We start from the raw sequence: 15,066 nt of genomic DNA, 5'->3' as shown, positions 1-15,066 counted from the left end.
GGTCGTCTACTACGTGCTGTTCCGCTTCGTGATCCGCAAGTGGAACCTGGGGACGCCGGGCCGCGAGGAGGAGACCGCGGCCGGCCGGTCGGTGCTGGTCAGTGCCGGCTCTCCGCGGTGCCCGCGACGGCGGGCGGCTCGGTCGCGGCACCGGCGGCCACCGGCTCGTCGGCGGTGGCCGGCGCGTCCGCGGTCTCCTCCTCGCGGCCCGGCGTCCGCAGGTTCCACTTGCGGATCACGAAGCGGAACAGCACGTAGTAGACGACCGCGTAGGCCAGCCCGATCGGGATGATCAGCAGCGGCTTGTCGGCCTGCCCGAAGTTGAGCAGGTAGTCGATGGCGCCCGCGGAGAAGCTGAACCCGTCGTGGATGCCCAGCGCGTTGGTCAGCGCCAGCGAGGTGCCGGTGAGCAGCGCGTGCACCAGGTACAGCGGCCAGGCCACGAACAGGAAGGAGAACTCCAGCGGCTCGGTGATGCCGGTGAGGAACGCGGTCAGCGCGGTCGACAGCATCACGCCGCCGACGATCTTGCGCTGCTCGGGGCGGGCCTCGCGCCAGATGGCGATCGCGGCGGCCGGCAGCGCGAACATCATGATCGGGAAGAAGCCGGTCATGAACGTGCCGGCGGTCGGGTCGTCGTGGAAGAACCGGGCGATGTCGCCGTGGTAGGTGACGTCACCGACCTTGTAGTCGCCCAGGGTGAACCAGACGACGGTGTTGATGATGTGGTGCAGGCCCAGCGGCAGGAGCAGCCGGTTGACCACGCCGAAGATGCCGCCACCGACCACCGTGTTGCCGTCGACCGCCTCGCCGAGGTTGGTCAGCCCGGAGTCGAAGGGCTTGTAGACGAACGACATGACCACCGCGAGCAGCATCATGGCGACCGCGGTGATGATCGGCACGAACCGCCGGCCGCCGAAGAAGGCCAGGTAGGTGGGCAGCTTGATCCGGTAGTAGCGCTGCCAGAGCACCGCGGTGATGAGCCCGACGAGGATGCCGCCGAGGACGCCGAAGTTGATGAGCGGCTGCTCCTCGCCCTCGGGCGCAGCGCCCAGGATGATCGGGCTCATCGCCTTGAAGACGTTGGACAGCACCAGGTAACCGACGACCGCGGCCAGCGCGGTGGAGCCGTCCGCCTTCTTGGCCCAGCCGATCGCGATGCCGACGGCGAAGATCAGCGGCAGGTTGTCGAAGAGAGCGCCACCGGCGGCGGCGAGCACCGCGGCGACGTTCTTCAGGGCGTCCCAGCGGCCGAGCATGTCGGCCTGGCCGAGCCGCAGCAGCAGCCCCGCCGCCGGGAGGGCGGCGATGGGCAGCATGAGGCTGCGGCCCAGGCGCTGGAGGCCGGCGAGTCCTCGGCGGTCCGTGGGTGGCGCGGAGGCCAGGGCGGTCATGGGGTCTCCTCGGGAGTGGGGGCGTCGTCGACCTGGAGAAGCTGTTCGCTGGCCGTTCCCTCGGGTGCCGCCCAACCGGTACCGTCCGGTCATGACCAGTTGGTCGGGGAGGATGGCGGGCCTGCCGGCCTGCTGTCAACACCCTGGACGCCGGCTGGTCGTGTGCCGTACTCCTACGACCCGACACCGAGCTGCGCGGCCGACGGCCGCGGGGAGGAGCACCACGTGGGCAAGGCCGAGGACATCGTCGCGGGGCTGGGCGGCGCCGCGAACATCGAGGACGTCGAGGGCTGCATCACCCGGCTGCGCACCGAGGTGAAGGACGCGTCGCTGGTCGACGAGGCAGCGCTGAAGAAGGCCGGCGCGCACGGCGTGCTGGTGGCCGGCCGCGTCGTCCAGGTGGTCGTCGGCCCGGAGGCCGACATGCTCGCCGACGACGTCAACGACCTGCTGTGACCGCGCCGGCGGCGACGCTGGAGGTGGCCGCGCCGCTGGCCGGGCGGGTGCTGCCGATCACCGAGGTGCCCGACCCGGTCTTCGCCGGGTCACTGGTCGGCGCGGGCGTGGGCGTGGAGCCGGCCGCGGACGCCGGGCTGCTCGACGTGTTCGCGCCGGTGGGCGGGCGGCTGCTCAAGCTGCACCCGCACGCGTTCATCGTGCTGCACGCCTCCGGCCGCGGAGTGCTCGTGCACCTGGGCATCGACACGGTGAAGATGGCCGGCGCTCCGTTCACCCTGCACGTCGCCGAGGGCGACGAGGTGACGGCGGGCCAGCACCTGGTCAGCGTGGACGTCGCCGCGGTGCGGGCCGCCGGCTACTCGCCGGTGACCCCGGTGGTGGTGATGGACGCCGCCGCCGACACCGTGCCGCCGGTGGAGTCCCGCGCGGTGGAGCCGGGCGACCTGCTGTTCACCTGGCCCGCCCCGCCGCGTTGATCATGGGCGGACGGCCGTCGACACGCCGGTTGGCGGCGTGTCCGGGGACCACTCGCCCATGATCAACGCGGAAGCGGATCAGCCGCGGGGCAGCTCGACGCGCTGACCGGCGGGGGTGTCGACCAGCCGGTCGGCGAGACCGGCGGCGGTGAGCGCGCGGACGACGTCGTCCCGGTTCTCGCTGAAGTGCGCCCACGAGTCGGCGTGGACGACGACCACCCGCGGGCCGCCCAGCCGGCGCACCGCCTCGACCACGCCGTCGGCGGTGAGGGTGAGCGGCGCCCGGTCGAACAGCGCGGTGCGGGCGGCGCCGGCGAACAGCACGGCCACCTCGACCTCGTGGAACGACGCCGCGACCGCGTCGACGGCCTCCAGCGCGGCGTTGTCGCCGCTGACGTAGACGGTGGGCAGGCCGTCGCCGGAGAGCACGAAGCCGGTGACCGGGCCGGCCAGCGCCTCGGCGCCGGGCGGGCCGTGCCGGGCGGGCACCCCGGTGACCGAGACGTCGCCGACCGCGACCGTCTCGCCGGTGGCGAGCGCCCGGGCGGTGCCGCCGAGCCGCTCGGCGCCGACCGCGGTGGTGAGCACCAGCGGGACGCCGGCGAGCAGCGCCCGGCCGGACAGGTCCAGGTTGTCCGGGTGCTGGTCGTGGCTGAGCAGCACCGCGTCGACCGGGCCGAGCTGCGCGGCGGTCAGCGCCGGGCCGGCGGTCTTGGTGAGCACCCGGTCGCCGACGGGGTGGTCACCGGGCGGGTCGAAGGTGGGGTCGACCAGCAGGCGGACGCCGCCCAGCTCAAGCAGCGCGGTGGGTCCTCCGGTGAGCGTCACGGCGAGCGAAGGGGACACGGGGCCACCGTCCCACGCCGGGCTCACTCCGGCTGCCAGAGCTCGACCCGGTTGCCCTCCGGGTCGGTGACCCAGCCGAACCGGCCGACGCCGGGCATCTCCTCCGTCTCCGCGGCGACCTCGGCGCCGTGGGCGCGGAGCTGGGCGAGCATCGCGTCGAGGTCGCGCACCCGGAAGTTGACCGCCGCCGACTGGGCCGGTGAGCCGAAGGGGCCGGTGCCGGGTGCGAAGGCGGCGAACACCGTCGGCCCGGCGTCCGGCTCCCACAGGCCGTGCTCGTCGGCGTCGAGGCCCAGCGCCTCCCGGTACCAGGCGCCCAGGGCCACCGGGTCGGTCGCACGGAGGAACAGACCACCGATGCCGAGCACGCGCTCCATGCCGCGGATCGTGCCAGGGCGGCGGCGGCCGTGGGGCGCGTGGTGGGATCGGGCGGTGACCGACTCCCCCGTCGTCCGGCTCGCGCAGCGCTCCGACGTCCCCCGCATGGCCGCCACGCTGGCGCAGGCCTACCCCGACTACCGGTGGACGTCGTGGGCGCTGCCGGAGGACGGCCGCACCCAGCGGCTGTCGCGGTGGGCGGAGCTGTGGGGCGCGCTGGTGCCGGTGCTGGACGGCACGGCGTGGGTGACCGACGACGTCACCGCCGCGGCCGCGTGGGTCGCGCCGGACGCCGGCCCGCACGCCGCCGACCTGCAGGCGGTCATCGACCGGGACCTCCCGCGGGTGTTCGGCGCCCGCCAGCCGGTGGTGCTGGCCAGCGAGCGGATGGGCGCGCTCGGCCGGCCCGAGGTGCCGCACTGGTGGCTGACCGCGGTGGGCACCCGGCCGGCGTACCGGCACGCCGGGCTGGGCGCGGCGGTGCTGCAGCCGGTGCTCGACCGCTGCGACGCCGACGGGGTGCCGGCCGCGGCGACGGTCTACACCTCGACCGTCGTCCGCTGGCTGCAGCGGTCCGGCTTCGCCGTCACGCACAGCACCCGCACCGCGGTCGACCACGAGCTGCCCATCTGGACCCTCGTCCGCCAGCCCCGCCGCGACTGACCCCCGGGGGCCACGGGTCGGCACGGGGGTGACGACGCGGCGGGGGACGACCTGCTCCGTCCGCACGCCGCGACGGAGGAGACCCCGTGCCCGAGTACACCCTGCCCGACCTGCCCTACGACCACAGCGCCCTCGAGCCGCACATCAGCGGCCGCATCATGGAGCTGCACCACGACAAGCACCACGCCACCTACGTGAGCGGGGCGAACACGGCGCTGGAGAAGCTCGCCGACGCACGGGCGGGCAACTCGTTCGACACGGTGAACCAGGCGTCGAAGAACCTGGCGTTCAACCTCGCCGGGCACGTCAACCACTCGGTGTTCTGGCCGAACATGACCCCCGACGGGGCCGGCCGGCCCGACGGCGAGATCGCCGCCGCCATCGACCAGCAGTTCGGCGGGTTCGAGGCGTTCCAGGCGCACTTCACCGCGGTCGCCCTCGGCGTCCAGGGCTCCGGCTGGGCCGCCCTCACCTGGGACTCGGTCGGCCAGGAGCTGCTGGTCAACCAGCTGTACGACCACCAGAGCAACCTGGCGCTCGGCCTGTCGCCGATCCTCCTGCTCGACATGTGGGAGCACGCGTTCTACCTCGACTACCAGAACGTCAAGGGCGACTACGTCACGGCGTGGTGGAACGTCGTCAACTGGGCCGACGTGCAGCAGCGCTTCGAGCGCGCCCGGAGGGCGACCAGCGGCCTGGTCGTCCCCGCGCTCTGAGCTGAGGCTCGCCTGACCCCCGGGGGCCACAGGTCGGCCCCACCGGTCCCCGGGGTCAGGGCAACCCGGTAGAGCCAGCCGCCCGCTGCCACCCGCCCCACCGCCCCGCTGGAGGTCCGCATGTTCCTCTCCAAGACCGAGGCCGCCGTCCTCTCGACGACCACCCTGGTCGGCAGCCGGCCGGCACCGGCGAAGCGGTCCCGCGTGCGCACCTGGGCGATGCTCGGCCCGGCGTTCGTCGCCGCCGTCGCCTACGTCGACCCCGGCAACTTCGCCACCAACTTCGCCGGCGGCGCCGGCTTCGGCTACAAGCTGCTGTGGGTGATCGTCGCCGCCAACCTGATGGCGATGCTCATCCAGGCGCTCACCGCCAAGCTGGGCCTGGCCACCGGCCGCGACCTGGCCACCAACTGCCGCGAGCAGCTCCCGAAGCCCGCCGTCCGGTGCCTGTGGGCGCAGGCCGAGGCGGTCGCCATCGCCACCGACCTGGCCGAGGTCGTCGGCGGCGCGGTCGCGCTGAACCTGCTCTTCGGCGTGCCGCTGCCGATCGGTGGGGTTATCACCGCAGTCGTCGCGTTCGGCCTGCTGGCGGCGCAGTCCCGCGGGCACCGGCCGTTCGAGCGGGTCATCACCGGGCTGCTGCTGGTCATCGGTCTGGGCTTCGGCTACACGCTGATCGGCTCCGGCATCGACCCGGGCGGGGTGGCGTCGGGCATGGTCCCCGGCTTCGCCGGCACCGACAGCCTGCTGCTGGCCACCGGCATCCTCGGCGCCACGGTCATGCCGCACGTCATCTACGTGCACTCCGCGCTCACCCCGGGCCGGTACGGGGACGTCGTCACCGCCGGGCGGACGTCGGCCGGACGCCGCCGCCTGCTGCGCACCCAGCGGCTCGACGTGCTGCTGGCGATGGGGCTGGCCGGCCTGGTGAACGCCGCGATGCTGGTGATCGCCGCGCAGCTGTTCACCGGCGACCCGGAGATCAGCTCGCTGGAGAGCGTGCACGCCGGGCTCGGCGACCAGCTGGGCCGCGGCGCCTCGATCGCCTTCGCGCTGGCGCTGCTGGCCTCCGGGCTGGCCGCGTCGTCGGTGGGCACGCACGCCGGCCAGGTGGTGATGGCCGGGTTCCTGCGCCGGCACATCCCGGTGCTGGCCCGCCGGCTGGTCACCCTGGCGCCGGCGCTGCTGGTGCTGTGCCTGGGTGTCGACCCCACGCAGGCGCTGGTCTGGTCGCAGGTCGTGCTCTGCTTCGGCATTCCGTTCGCGCTGGTGCCGCTGGTCTGGCTGACCAGCAAGCGGTCGCTGATGGGCGCCTGGGTGAACCGCCGGGTCACCACGGTGACCGGCGCGCTCGTCGCCGCCCTGGTGGTCGGGCTGAACCTCTACCTGCTGGCCGGCTTCGTCAGCTGACCTGGGCGTCGACGAAGACGTCGGCCCCCAGCCGCAGCCAGGGCAGCAGCATGTCGGCGGCGAGCACCACCCCGGCCGAGCCGTCGACCGGGCAGAGCGAGAGCGAGAGCCGCACCTGGGCGCCCGCCGTCCGGACCAGGTCGGGGTACACGCCGCAGGCCGCGAGCTGGTCCAGCGCCCCGCGGAGCACCTGCTCCAGCGCCAGCTGCCGGGCCACCGGGTCGGCGGCCTCCACCCGGGCGGTCGGCAGGTGCAGCACCGGGCGGCCGTGGGCGTCGGTGGTCAGCGCGGCGCGGCCGGCGTCGGTGAGCAGGTCCACCGGCCCGTCGAGCCAGCAGGACGCCGACACCAGCAGCCCGTCGGCGTCCGTCACTCCCCGACCTCGGCGAACAGCGGGAACGCGCTGCTGACCCCGGCCACCGCCGGCTCGGGACCCCCGGCCTCCGCCGCGACGTCCGCCGGCACGACCAGCTCGATCCCGTCGCCCTCCGGCCGGGCGGCGGCCGCGCCGACCAGACCGGGGTGCCCCGCCGCGAGCCGAGCCGCCTCGTCCCGCAGCTCGCCGGGCCGGAACGCGGTGCCGACCACGGTGACCGCCAGCCCCGCGGGGGCGGAGTCGACCACCTGCTGCACGCGGCCGGGCAGCTCCCCGAACCAGCGCACCGTCACGCGGGTGCGGTCCAGGCTCAGCCCCGGCGTCCCGAAGTCCGGGGAGTCGCCGGCGGCGGCGCTGAGCCGCTCGAGCAGGTCGTAGACCTCCGCCCGGGTGCCCGGGTAGACGACGTACTCGCCGTGCCCGACCCCCGGCGACGGCGGCGCGGACCGGCGGGGCTGCGAGCGCTTGGGCATGCCCGCATCCTGCCCGCACCGATGAGAACGGCGACCTGGCACCGTCTCCCCCTCGACACCCCACCGAGCGAGGAGCAGCACATGGGCGCGATCAGGGTCCACGAGTTCACCACCGTCGACGGCGTCGTCGACGCCCCGATGTGGACGATGGACTACGGCTTCCCCGACGACCTGTCCGCCTCCATCGGCGCGATCACCGCCCCGGCCCAGGGCATCCTGCTCGGCCGGCGGACCTTCGAGATGTTCGCGCCGGCCTGGTCGACCCGCACCGCCGAGGACGACCCCGGTGCCCCGTTCTTCAACGACACTCCCAAGTACGTGGTCAGCTCGACGCTGGCCGACGCCGAGCCGGTGTGGCGGAACTCGACCTCGATCGGCGGCTACGACGCAGCCCGCATCCGCGCCCTGAAGGACGAGGGCGACCTGTACGTCAGCGGCAGCGCCACCCTGGTGCGCGCGCTGCTGGCCGACGGCCTGGTCGACGAGCTGCACCTGTACGTCTACCCGCTGGCGGTCGGCACCGGGCTCCGGCTGTTCCCCGAGGGGACGGCGCAGCGGCTGGCCCTGCTCGGCAGCGAGCAGCTGAGCAACGGGGTCGCCCACCTCACCTACGGACCCGCGGCCGCATGATCTGACCGTGGAGATCGCGGGAGCACGGATCTGGGTCACCGGCGCGTCGACCGGCATCGGCGCGGCGCTCGCGGCCGAGCTCGCCGACCGCGGCGCGCGCGTGGCGGTCAGCGCCCGCACCGCCGAGCAGCTCGCCGCGGTGGCCGGGGACCGGATGGTCGCCGTCCCGGTCGACGTGACCGACCGGGCGGCCACCGTCGCCGCCGGGCAGCGGGTGCGCGAGGCGCTGGGCGGGCTGGACGTGGTGGTGGCCAACGCCGGCACCTGGTCGCGGTTCCACGTGGAACCGTGGGACTCCGACCTGTTCGCCGAGCACCTGCAGGTCAACGTGATGGGTGCGGTGCACACCTTCGAGGCGGTGGTGCCGCAGATGCTCGCCGCCGGGCGGGGGCGGCTGGTGGGCGTGGCGTCGGTCGCCGGCTACCGCGGGCTGCCCGGCTCCGAGGCCTACAACGCCGGCAAGGCCGCGCTGATCAGCCTGCTGGAGAGCCTGCGCGGGTCGCTGGCCCCGCGCGGCGTCGTCGTCCAGACGGTCAACCCCGGCTTCGTGCGCACCCGGATGACCGACCGGAACCGGTTCCCGATGCCGTTCCGGGTCGAGGTGGACGCCGCGGCGCGCACGATCGCCGACGGCATCGCCCGGGACAAGGCGGAGATCGTCTTCCCGCTGCCGATGGCGCTGCTCATGAAGACCGCCCGGCTGGTGCCGCCGCGGGCGTGGACGGCGCTGACCGCCGCGATGGCCCGCCGCGGCCTGCACGGCGGGCCCGACCGCCGCACCGAGGGCTGAGCGGGGCCCGCAGCGTGGATCAGGTCCCCTGATCCACGACTGGCCCCCTGCACCAACGCTGCTGCAGGGGGCCAGCCGGTGATCAGGTCACCTGATCACTGCCTCAGGCGCGGGGGCCGCCGGCGACGTAGATGACCTGGCCGGACACGAACCCGGCCGCCTCGCTGGTGAAGAACGACACCGTGTGCGCGATGTCCTCGGGCTGGCCGACCCGGTGCACCGGGATCTCCTTGGCGGCCATCTCCTTGAACTGCTCGAACGGCACGCCCACCCGCTCGGCGGTCGCGATCGTCATCTCGGTCTCGATGAAGCCCGGGGCGATGGCGTTCGCGGTGACGTTGTAGCGGCCCAGCTCGATGGCCAGGGTCTTGGTGAAGCCCTGCATGCCGGCCTTCGCCGCGGAGTAGTTGACCTGGCCGCGGTTGCCCAGCGCGGAGACGCTGGAGAGGTTGACGATCCGGCCCCACTCGGCGGCGACCATGTGCTTCTGGGCGGCCCGGCTCATCAGGAAGGCGCCGCGCAGGTGCACACCCAGGACGGCGTCCCAGTCGTCGACCGACATCTTGAACAGCAGGTTGTCGCGGGTGATCCCGGCGTTGTTCACCAGCACCGTCGGGGCGCCGAGCTCCTGGGCGACCCGCTCGACGGCGGCGGTCACGCTGGCCTCGTCGGCGACGTTCGCGCCCACGGCCAGCGCCTCGCCGCCGGCGCCCTGGATCGCCTCGACGGTGCCCGCGCAGGCGCCCTCGTCCAGGTCGAGCACCGCGACCTGCATGCCGTCGGATGCCAGCCGCTTGGCGATGGCCGCGCCGATCCCGCGCGCCGCGCCGGTGACGATCGCCGTCCTCTGCTGTGCCACTGCGTCTCCTCGTCGAGTCGTGGTGGGCGCGCGGAGGCGCGCCGTGTCCCCCACAGGCATAGCACCAGCCGCGTGCGGGCTCCTGCCGGGGCCGGTGCGGGAGGCCGGCAACACGCCGTCCCGCCGCGCAACTGTCGGCCCCCGGGCGCACCCTGCCTGCATGGCCGACGACCGCCCGCAGCTGCCCGGCAGCACCCGCCGCCCGCTCCCCGCCGCCCGCCCGGCGGGCGACCTCGACCCCAGCGCCCCGGTGGACGTCACGGTCGTCCTGCGCCGCCGCGCCGAGCTGCCCCCGGCCGGCCCGGCCCGTGCGCCGCTCAGCCGCGAGGAGCTCGCTGCCGCCTACGGTGCCGACCCCGCCGACCTGGCCGCCGTGCGCGCCGCGCTCACCGCGGAGGGGCTCGAGGTGGTCGACGAGGACGCCGCCTCGCGCCGGGTGCACGTGCGCGGCGACGTCGCGACGCTGCGCCGGGTGTTCGCCGCGGACCTCGCGGAGGTGCGGTCGCCGGACCCGGTCACCGGCCGACCGGTCACCCACCGCCAGCGCAGCGGGCCGCTGGCGGTGCCCGCACCGCTCGCCGAGATCGTCACCGCCGTGCTCGGCCTCGACGACCGGCCGCAGGCCCGTGCCCTGTTCCGGCCGGCCACGGCCGTCGACACCACGTTCAGCCCGCTGGAGCTCGGCCGGGTCTACCGGTTCCCCGCCGGCACCGACGGCAGCGGGCAGACGCTGGCCGTCCTGGAGCTCGGCGGTGGCTACACCGACGCCGACCTCGCCGCGTACTGGCAGTCGATCGGCCTGACCGACCCGCCGCGGGTGACCGCGGTCGGTGTGGACGACGGCGCGAACACCCCGGAGGGTGATCCGGACGGCGCCGACGGCGAGGTGCTGCTGGACATCGAGGTGGCCGGGGCGCTCGCTCCCGGCGCCGACCTGGTCGTCTACTTCGCCCCCAACACCGACCGGGGGTTCCTCGACGCGCTCAGCACGGCCGTGCACGCCGACCCGACGCCGACCGCGGTGAGCATCAGCTGGGGGCAGAGCGAGGACGAGTGGACCGCGCAGGCGCGCACCGCGATGGACGACGCCCTGGCCGACGCCGCCGCGCTCGGCGTCACCGTCTGCGCCGCGTCCGGTGACGACGGCAGCACCGACAACGCCACCGACGGGCAGGCGCACGTCGACTTCCCCGCCTCCAGCCCGCACGCCCTCGCCTGCGGCGGCACGACGCTGCACGCCGACCCCGGGACCGGGGCGGTGCGCAGCGAGACCGTCTGGTTCCACGGTGCCGGCAACGGGGGCACCGGCGGCGGGGTCAGCGCGGTGTTCCCGGTCCCGCAGTGGCAGCGCGCGGTCGGGGTGCCGGGCGACGCCGACACCGGCCGGCCGGGCCGCGGGGTGCCCGACGTGGCCGCGGACGCCGATCCGGCCACCGGCTACCAGGTGCGGGTCGACGGCCGGGACACCGTCATCGGCGGGACCAGCGCCGTCTCACCGCTGTGGAGCGCGCTCACCTGCCGGCTGGCGCAGGCGCTGGGACGGCGGCCGGGTCTGCTGCAGCCCGCGCTCTACGCCGGCCTGGAGGCCGGAGAGCCGGCGCCGGGCCTGCGCGACGTGACCACGGGCAGCAACGGCGCCTACCGCGCCGGCCCCGGCTGGGACCCGTGCACCGGCCTCGGCGTACCCGACGGCGAGGCCCTTCTGGCGCGGCTGCGCGGCGACCTCGGCTAAGGTCGCCGGCACAACAGAACACACGACAGGGGAGCGCCGGCAGGGGCGCTGAGAGTGCGGACCACCGCAGACCCTCGAACCTGAACCGGGTCATGCCGGCGTAGGGAGTCTGGAGAGAGTCATGGCCGATCCGGCCGTCCGTCCGTCGGCGGGCACCCGCTGGCGCACCGTCGACATCGTCGTCACCGCCGTGCTCGGCGTCGCTCTCGGCGTCGTCTTCTGGGCGTGGAGCCTGCTGTCGAACGCCCTCACCCCGGCGTTCGCCGGCTTCCCGCCCAGCCAGGCGGTGCTCTACGGGGTGTGGCTGATCGCCGCGGTCGTCGCGCCGCTGGTGGTGCGCAAGCCCGGCGCCGCGCTGTTCGCCGAGCTGATCGGCGCCACCGTCGAGGCGCTGCTGGGCTCGCACTTCGGCACCCTGGTCATCCTCTACGGCCTGCTGCAGGGCGCTGCGGCGGAGGTCGCGTTCGCGCTGTTCCGCTACCGCCGGTTCGGCTGGCTGCAGGCGCTGCTGGCAGGCGCGCTCTCCGGTGTCGCCGCGGCGGTGCTGGACTTCCTCAACTACTACCCGGACTGGACGGCGGGCTGGAAGACCACCTACCTGCTGCTGGTCGTCGCCAGCACCACGGTGATCGCCGGCGCGGGCGGCATGCTGCTCACCCGGGCGCTCGCGGCGAGCGGGGCGCTGTCCTCGTTCGGCGCCGCCGGCCGCACCCGGGTCTGATGGCCGGGCCGGCTGCGGTCCGGCTGACCGGCTGGGGGTTCCGCTACGCCACGCGCAAGGCCTGGGCCGCACGGGACGTCGACCTGCGCGTCGGGCCCGGTGAGCGGGTGCTGCTGACCGGCGCGTCCGGCGCGGGCAAGTCGACGCTGCTGCGCGCCCTCGGCGGCCTGCTGCCCCTGGAGACCGGGGACGCCGAGGGCGAGCTCACCGTCACCGGCAGCTCCGGCACCGGGATCGTGTTCCAGGACCCCGACGCCCAGCTGGTGATGAGCAGGGCCGGGGACGACGTCGCGTTCGGCCTGGAGAACACCGGCACCCCGCCGGCGCAGATCTGGCCCGCGGTCGACGCCGCGCTGGCCGCGGTCGGGTTCCCGTACGGCCGCGACCGGCCCACCGCTGCGCTGTCCGGCGGGCAGAAGCAGCGGCTGGTGCTGGCCGGTGCGCTGGCCGGCGGGCCGGGGCTGCTGCTGCTCGACGAGCCCACCGCGCAGCTGGACCCCCCGGGCGGGGACCTCGTGCGCCAGGCCGTCGTCTCCGCGCTCGCCGACCGCCGGGCCACCCTGGTGGTCGTCGACCACGACGTGGCGGCGTGGCTGCCCCTGGTCGACCGCGTCGTCGAGCTGCTGCCCGGCGGCGGCACCGTCGAGCACCCGCCCGGTTGGCGGCCGGTGCCGCTGCGGCTGCCGGTGCGCCGCCCGGCCCGCGCCGACGGCCCGCCGCTGGTCACCGCGGTGGCGGCCGGCTTCACCCACCGCGGCAGCACGAGCCCGGCGCTGGCGCCGGTGGACGTCGTCCTGCCGGCCGGCCGCACGCTCGCCGTCACCGGCCCGAACGGCACCGGCAAGTCGACGCTCGCCCTGCTGCTGGCCGGGCTCCGCGCGCCGACGACCGGCCGGGTGGTCGCGGGGCCCGCGCTCACCGCCGGGCTGCGGCGGCCGGACCGGGAGCCGGCCCGCTGGCGCGCCGCGGAGCTGGTCACCCGGATCGGCACGGTGTTCCAGGACCCCGAGCACCAGTTCCTCACCGGCCGGGTGCGCGACGAGCTGTCGCTGGGCCCGCTGCGCGCCGGCAGCGGCGACGCCGACGCCCGCCGGCGGGCCGAGGAGCTGATGGACCGGCTGGGGCTGGCCGCGCTGGCCGAGGCCAACCCGTTCACCCTCTCCGGCGGTCAGCAGCGGCGGCTGTCGGTGGCGACCGCGCTGGCCACCCGGCCCTCGGTGCTGGTGCTCGACGAGCCGACCTTCGGGCAGGACCGGGAGACCTGGGCGGAGCTGGTGGCGCTGCTGGCCGAGCAGCAGGACGACGACCGGGCGCTGTGCCTGGTCACCCACGACCCGGTGGTGGTCGCCGCCCTCGCCGACGACGAGCTCGCGCTCGGCGCCCCGGTGGGCGCCCGGTGAGCGCCCCGCTCACCCTGGGCGCCGCCCGGCCGGTGCGGCTGTCGGCGGTGAACCCGGTCGCCCAGCTCACCGCGATCGTGGTGGTCACCGTGGTGCTGCTGGTCAGCGGCGGGCTGGTGACGCCGCTGCTGGTGCTCGCCGCCGAGCTGACCCTGCTGCCGGCGGCCGGGCTCACCTCGCCGGCCGACGTGCTGCGCCGCACCTGGCCGCTGCTGCTCAGCGCGGCGAGCGTGGCCTGGGTGAACGTGGCCTTCGGCGCGGGCACCGGTGGCGACCCGTGGCTGGGCGGGCTGGCGCTCGCCGTCCGGGTGGTCGCCCTGGCCCTGCCCGGGCTGCTGCTGGCGGTGAGCACCGACCCGGTGCGGCTGGCCGACGCGCTGACCGTGCACTGGCGGGTGTCCACCCGGTTCGCCTACGGCGCGCTGGCGGCGCTGCGGCTGGTGCCGCTGCTGGCCGCGGAGTTCGAGACGATCCGGCTGGCCCGCCGGGCTCGGGGCGTGGACGCCGGGCGCAACCCGGTGGCCGCCGTCCGGCTGGCGGCCGGCACCGGCTTCACGCTGCTGGTCGGCGCGGTGCGGCGCGGCTCCCGGCTGGCCACCGCGATGGACGCCCGCGGGTTCGGCTCCGGGCTGGCCCGCAGCAACGCCCGGGGGTCGCGGCTGCGGGCCGCCGACGCCTGGTTCGTCGCGGCATCGGTCGCGGTCTGCACCGTTGCCCTCACGGTCGGTGTGCTCACCGGGTCGTGGCACGTGGTCTTCGCCGGCTGACCGTTCCGCACCGGGTCCGCGTGCCCTACGGTGCGCGTGTGCAGGACCGACCGGGGGCGGGGCCGACGTGAGCGACCCCGTCCGCAGCTGGTGCCGCGCTGGCGTGCAGAACGCGCCTCCGCCCGCCGATGAGAAGAGGGACGGCGGACGCCGACCGGCGGCCCACGGCGAACCGGGGTGAGGTGTGGTTCACAGTCTCGATCAGGTTTGGGAGAGCTGTCCGGGGCCAAGACAGGGGTTCGCCGTTGAGTCGTCAGCGGCCGGGATGCAGGGAGACGACGTGAGCGGGCAGTCGGCACGGCTCGCCTGGCCGTCGTCCCCACCCCCGCCCGCGCACGACGGCTGGACCTGGCAGCTCAACTCGATCTCCGAGCTGCCCCGCGTCCGCGCCCAGCTGCGCCGCGACCTGGCCGCGCTCGCCGATCCCGCCGACGCCGCCGTCGCCGACCGCAACGAGGCCGTCGTCCTCGCCTTCGACGAGATGGCCTCCAACGCGCTGCGCCACGGCGGCGGCCGGGTGCGCGCCCGCGTGCAGGCCACCGCCGACGCCTGGCTGGTCGAGGTCCGCGACGGGGCCGCGACCCGGCCGCCGGAGCCCGCGGTCGGGCGTGACCCGAGCCAGGGCGGTCTGGGGCTGTACCTGATCGCCGAGATGGCCGACGACCACGGCTGGCACCTCGCCGACGGCGAGAAGAGCGTCTGGGCGCTGCTGCCCCGCCGCTGACCTGCCTGCTCAGCCCTCGGGTCGCAGCCGGACGGCGACCACCGCCACGTCGTCCTCCGAGCCGCCCGGGCGCATCCGCGCCACCAGCTCGTCGCACAGCTGCTCCAGCGGCAGCCCGCCGAGCTCACCCAGCAGCCCGCGCAGCCGGGCCACCCCCTCGTCGACCGGCAGCTCCCGGCTCTCCACCAGGCCGTCGGTGTACATCAGCACCGTCGCGCCCCGGCGCAGCGGCGTCACGTGCTCGTTGCGCGC

The 15,066-nt window shown here is 75.4% G+C and carries 19 protein-coding genes and 1 riboswitch; of the genes, 12 read left to right on the top strand and 7 right to left on the bottom strand.

From position 1 onward, the window contains the following. Positions 1 to 98: 98 nt before the first annotated feature. Complete coding sequence (locus tag AB0J00_RS16085; protein WP_357746341.1) at positions 99 to 1,394, bottom strand: PTS transporter subunit EIIC; 1,296 nt, start codon at positions 1,392 to 1,394, stop codon at positions 99 to 101. 225 nt (positions 1,395 to 1,619) lie between these two features. Here AB0J00_RS16085 and AB0J00_RS16080 point away from each other — a divergent pair, with 225 nt between their 5' ends. After that, complete coding sequence (locus AB0J00_RS16080) at positions 1,620 to 1,850, top strand: glucose PTS transporter subunit EIIB (RefSeq protein WP_357746338.1); 231 nt, start codon at positions 1,620 to 1,622, stop codon at positions 1,848 to 1,850. Further along, positions 1,847 to 2,329 (top strand): PTS glucose transporter subunit IIA, encoded by a 483-nt coding sequence (locus AB0J00_RS16075; RefSeq protein WP_357746335.1) that lies wholly within the window; start codon positions 1,847 to 1,849, stop codon positions 2,327 to 2,329. The genes AB0J00_RS16080 and AB0J00_RS16075 overlap by 4 nt, the downstream gene beginning before the upstream one ends. A 78-nt stretch (positions 2,330 to 2,407) precedes the next feature. Here AB0J00_RS16075 and AB0J00_RS16070 read toward each other — a convergent pair whose 3' ends face one another. Further along, complete coding sequence (locus AB0J00_RS16070) at positions 2,408 to 3,175, bottom strand: MBL fold metallo-hydrolase (protein WP_357746333.1); 768 nt, start codon at positions 3,173 to 3,175, stop codon at positions 2,408 to 2,410. A gap of 23 nt (positions 3,176 to 3,198) precedes the next feature. Further along, positions 3,199 to 3,552: a VOC family protein gene (locus AB0J00_RS16065; RefSeq protein WP_357746330.1), complete on the bottom strand. Its 354-nt coding sequence runs from the start codon at positions 3,550 to 3,552 to the stop codon at positions 3,199 to 3,201. Positions 3,553 to 3,607: 55 nt separating this feature from the next. On the opposite strand from AB0J00_RS16065, the gene AB0J00_RS16060 reads away from it, so the two are divergent. The 3 genes from AB0J00_RS16060 (at position 3,608) to AB0J00_RS16050 (ending at position 6,342) form a co-directional block, all read left to right on the top strand. Next, positions 3,608 to 4,216, top strand: a complete 609-nt coding sequence (locus AB0J00_RS16060; protein ID WP_357746327.1) for a GNAT family N-acetyltransferase — start codon at positions 3,608 to 3,610, stop codon at positions 4,214 to 4,216. An 86-nt stretch (positions 4,217 to 4,302) separates the two neighbouring features. Further along, on the top strand, positions 4,303 to 4,932 hold the full coding sequence (locus AB0J00_RS16055) for a superoxide dismutase (protein ID WP_357746325.1): 630 nt from the start codon (positions 4,303 to 4,305) through the stop codon (positions 4,930 to 4,932). Between the two features lie 120 nt (positions 4,933 to 5,052). Next, positions 5,053 to 6,342, top strand: coding sequence for an Nramp family divalent metal transporter (locus AB0J00_RS16050; RefSeq protein ID WP_357746323.1), 1,290 nt, complete (start codon positions 5,053 to 5,055; stop codon positions 6,340 to 6,342). On the opposite strand, the gene AB0J00_RS16045 is transcribed toward AB0J00_RS16050, so the two are convergent. Next, entirely contained in the window at positions 6,335 to 6,715 is a 381-nt protein-coding gene (locus AB0J00_RS16045; RefSeq protein WP_357746321.1) for a hypothetical protein, read from the bottom strand. The two genes, AB0J00_RS16050 and AB0J00_RS16045, sit on opposite strands and share 8 nt — an antisense overlap. Further along, positions 6,712 to 7,191: a hypothetical protein gene (locus tag AB0J00_RS16040; RefSeq protein ID WP_357746318.1), complete on the bottom strand. Its 480-nt coding sequence runs from the start codon at positions 7,189 to 7,191 to the stop codon at positions 6,712 to 6,714. Before AB0J00_RS16040 ends, AB0J00_RS16045 begins: the two co-directional genes overlap by 4 nt. Before the next feature lie 81 nt (positions 7,192 to 7,272). Between AB0J00_RS16040 and AB0J00_RS16035 the strand changes: the two genes are divergently transcribed. Both AB0J00_RS16035 and AB0J00_RS16030 read left to right on the top strand, forming a co-directional pair. Continuing rightward, a complete protein-coding gene (locus AB0J00_RS16035; RefSeq protein WP_357746316.1) occupies positions 7,273 to 7,821 on the top strand; it encodes a dihydrofolate reductase family protein in 549 nt (182 codons plus the stop codon). Positions 7,822 to 7,828: 7 nt separating this feature from the next. Beyond that, the gene (locus tag AB0J00_RS16030; protein WP_357746313.1) at positions 7,829 to 8,611 is read left to right on the top strand and encodes an SDR family NAD(P)-dependent oxidoreductase; all 783 of its coding nucleotides are present in this window, start codon (positions 7,829 to 7,831) and stop codon (positions 8,609 to 8,611) included. 103 nt (positions 8,612 to 8,714) lie between these two features. Here the strand turns inward: AB0J00_RS16030 and fabG are convergent, their stop codons facing one another. Continuing rightward, entirely contained in the window at positions 8,715 to 9,470 is a 756-nt protein-coding gene (fabG, locus tag AB0J00_RS16025; protein WP_357746310.1) for a 3-oxoacyl-ACP reductase FabG, read from the bottom strand. Positions 9,471 to 9,630: 160 nt separating this feature from the next. On the opposite strand from fabG, the gene AB0J00_RS16020 reads away from it, so the two are divergent. The 5 genes from AB0J00_RS16020 to AB0J00_RS16000 all read left to right on the top strand — a co-directional run bounded on the left by AB0J00_RS16020 (position 9,631) and on the right by AB0J00_RS16000 (position 14,814). After that, complete coding sequence (locus AB0J00_RS16020) at positions 9,631 to 11,202, top strand: S53 family peptidase (RefSeq protein WP_357746308.1); 1,572 nt, start codon at positions 9,631 to 9,633, stop codon at positions 11,200 to 11,202. A gap of 17 nt (positions 11,203 to 11,219) precedes the next feature. After that, positions 11,220 to 11,326: riboswitch (TPP riboswitch) on the top strand. Continuing rightward, positions 11,324 to 11,923: an ECF transporter S component gene (locus AB0J00_RS16015; RefSeq protein ID WP_357746305.1), complete on the top strand. Its 600-nt coding sequence runs from the start codon at positions 11,324 to 11,326 to the stop codon at positions 11,921 to 11,923. Its footprint overlaps the riboswitch before it by 3 nt. Continuing rightward, entirely contained in the window at positions 11,923 to 13,323 is a 1,401-nt protein-coding gene (locus AB0J00_RS16010) for an ABC transporter ATP-binding protein (protein ID WP_357746303.1), read from the top strand. The genes AB0J00_RS16015 and AB0J00_RS16010 overlap by 1 nt, the downstream gene beginning before the upstream one ends. Further along, positions 13,320 to 14,090 carry an energy-coupling factor transporter transmembrane component T gene (locus AB0J00_RS16005; protein ID WP_357746300.1) on the top strand — a complete coding sequence of 257 codons (771 nt, stop codon included), beginning with the start codon at positions 13,320 to 13,322 and terminating at the stop codon, positions 14,088 to 14,090. Before AB0J00_RS16010 ends, AB0J00_RS16005 begins: the two co-directional genes overlap by 4 nt. A gap of 280 nt (positions 14,091 to 14,370) precedes the next feature. After that, entirely contained in the window at positions 14,371 to 14,814 is a 444-nt protein-coding gene (locus tag AB0J00_RS16000) for an ATP-binding protein (RefSeq protein WP_357746298.1), read from the top strand. A gap of 9 nt (positions 14,815 to 14,823) precedes the next feature. Here AB0J00_RS16000 and AB0J00_RS15995 read toward each other — a convergent pair. Then, a partial coding sequence (locus AB0J00_RS15995) for a SpoIIE family protein phosphatase (protein ID WP_357746296.1) occupies positions 14,824 to 15,066 on the bottom strand: 243 nt, incomplete at its 5' end.

Origin of the sequence: Modestobacter sp. NPDC049651 (assembly GCF_040659695.1) — a bacterium.
Classification (GTDB): Bacteria; Actinomycetota; Actinomycetes; order Mycobacteriales; family Geodermatophilaceae; genus Modestobacter.
The sequence above is the reverse complement of the archived record's forward strand: the minus strand, read 5'-3'. Positions and strand labels throughout refer to the sequence as shown.

Excerpts from the sequence above, each read along its gene's own strand:
- AB0J00_RS16010 (WP_357746303.1), top strand. The coding sequence starts at position 11,923 with ATGGCCGGGCCGGCTGCGGTCCGGCTGACCGGCTGGGGGTTCCGCTAC.
- AB0J00_RS16085 (WP_357746341.1), bottom strand. The coding sequence starts at position 1,394 with ATGACCGCCCTGGCCTCCGCGCCACCCACGGACCGCCGAGGACTCGCC.
- AB0J00_RS16050 (WP_357746323.1), top strand. The coding sequence starts at position 5,053 with ATGTTCCTCTCCAAGACCGAGGCCGCCGTCCTCTCGACGACCACCCTG.
- AB0J00_RS16040 (WP_357746318.1), bottom strand. The coding sequence starts at position 7,191 with ATGCCCAAGCGCTCGCAGCCCCGCCGGTCCGCGCCGCCGTCGCCGGGG.
- AB0J00_RS16020 (WP_357746308.1), top strand. The coding sequence starts at position 9,631 with ATGGCCGACGACCGCCCGCAGCTGCCCGGCAGCACCCGCCGCCCGCTC.
- AB0J00_RS16035 (WP_357746316.1), top strand. The coding sequence starts at position 7,273 with ATGGGCGCGATCAGGGTCCACGAGTTCACCACCGTCGACGGCGTCGTC.
- AB0J00_RS16015 (WP_357746305.1), top strand. The coding sequence starts at position 11,324 with ATGGCCGATCCGGCCGTCCGTCCGTCGGCGGGCACCCGCTGGCGCACC.
- AB0J00_RS16065 (WP_357746330.1), bottom strand. The coding sequence starts at position 3,552 with ATGGAGCGCGTGCTCGGCATCGGTGGTCTGTTCCTCCGTGCGACCGAC.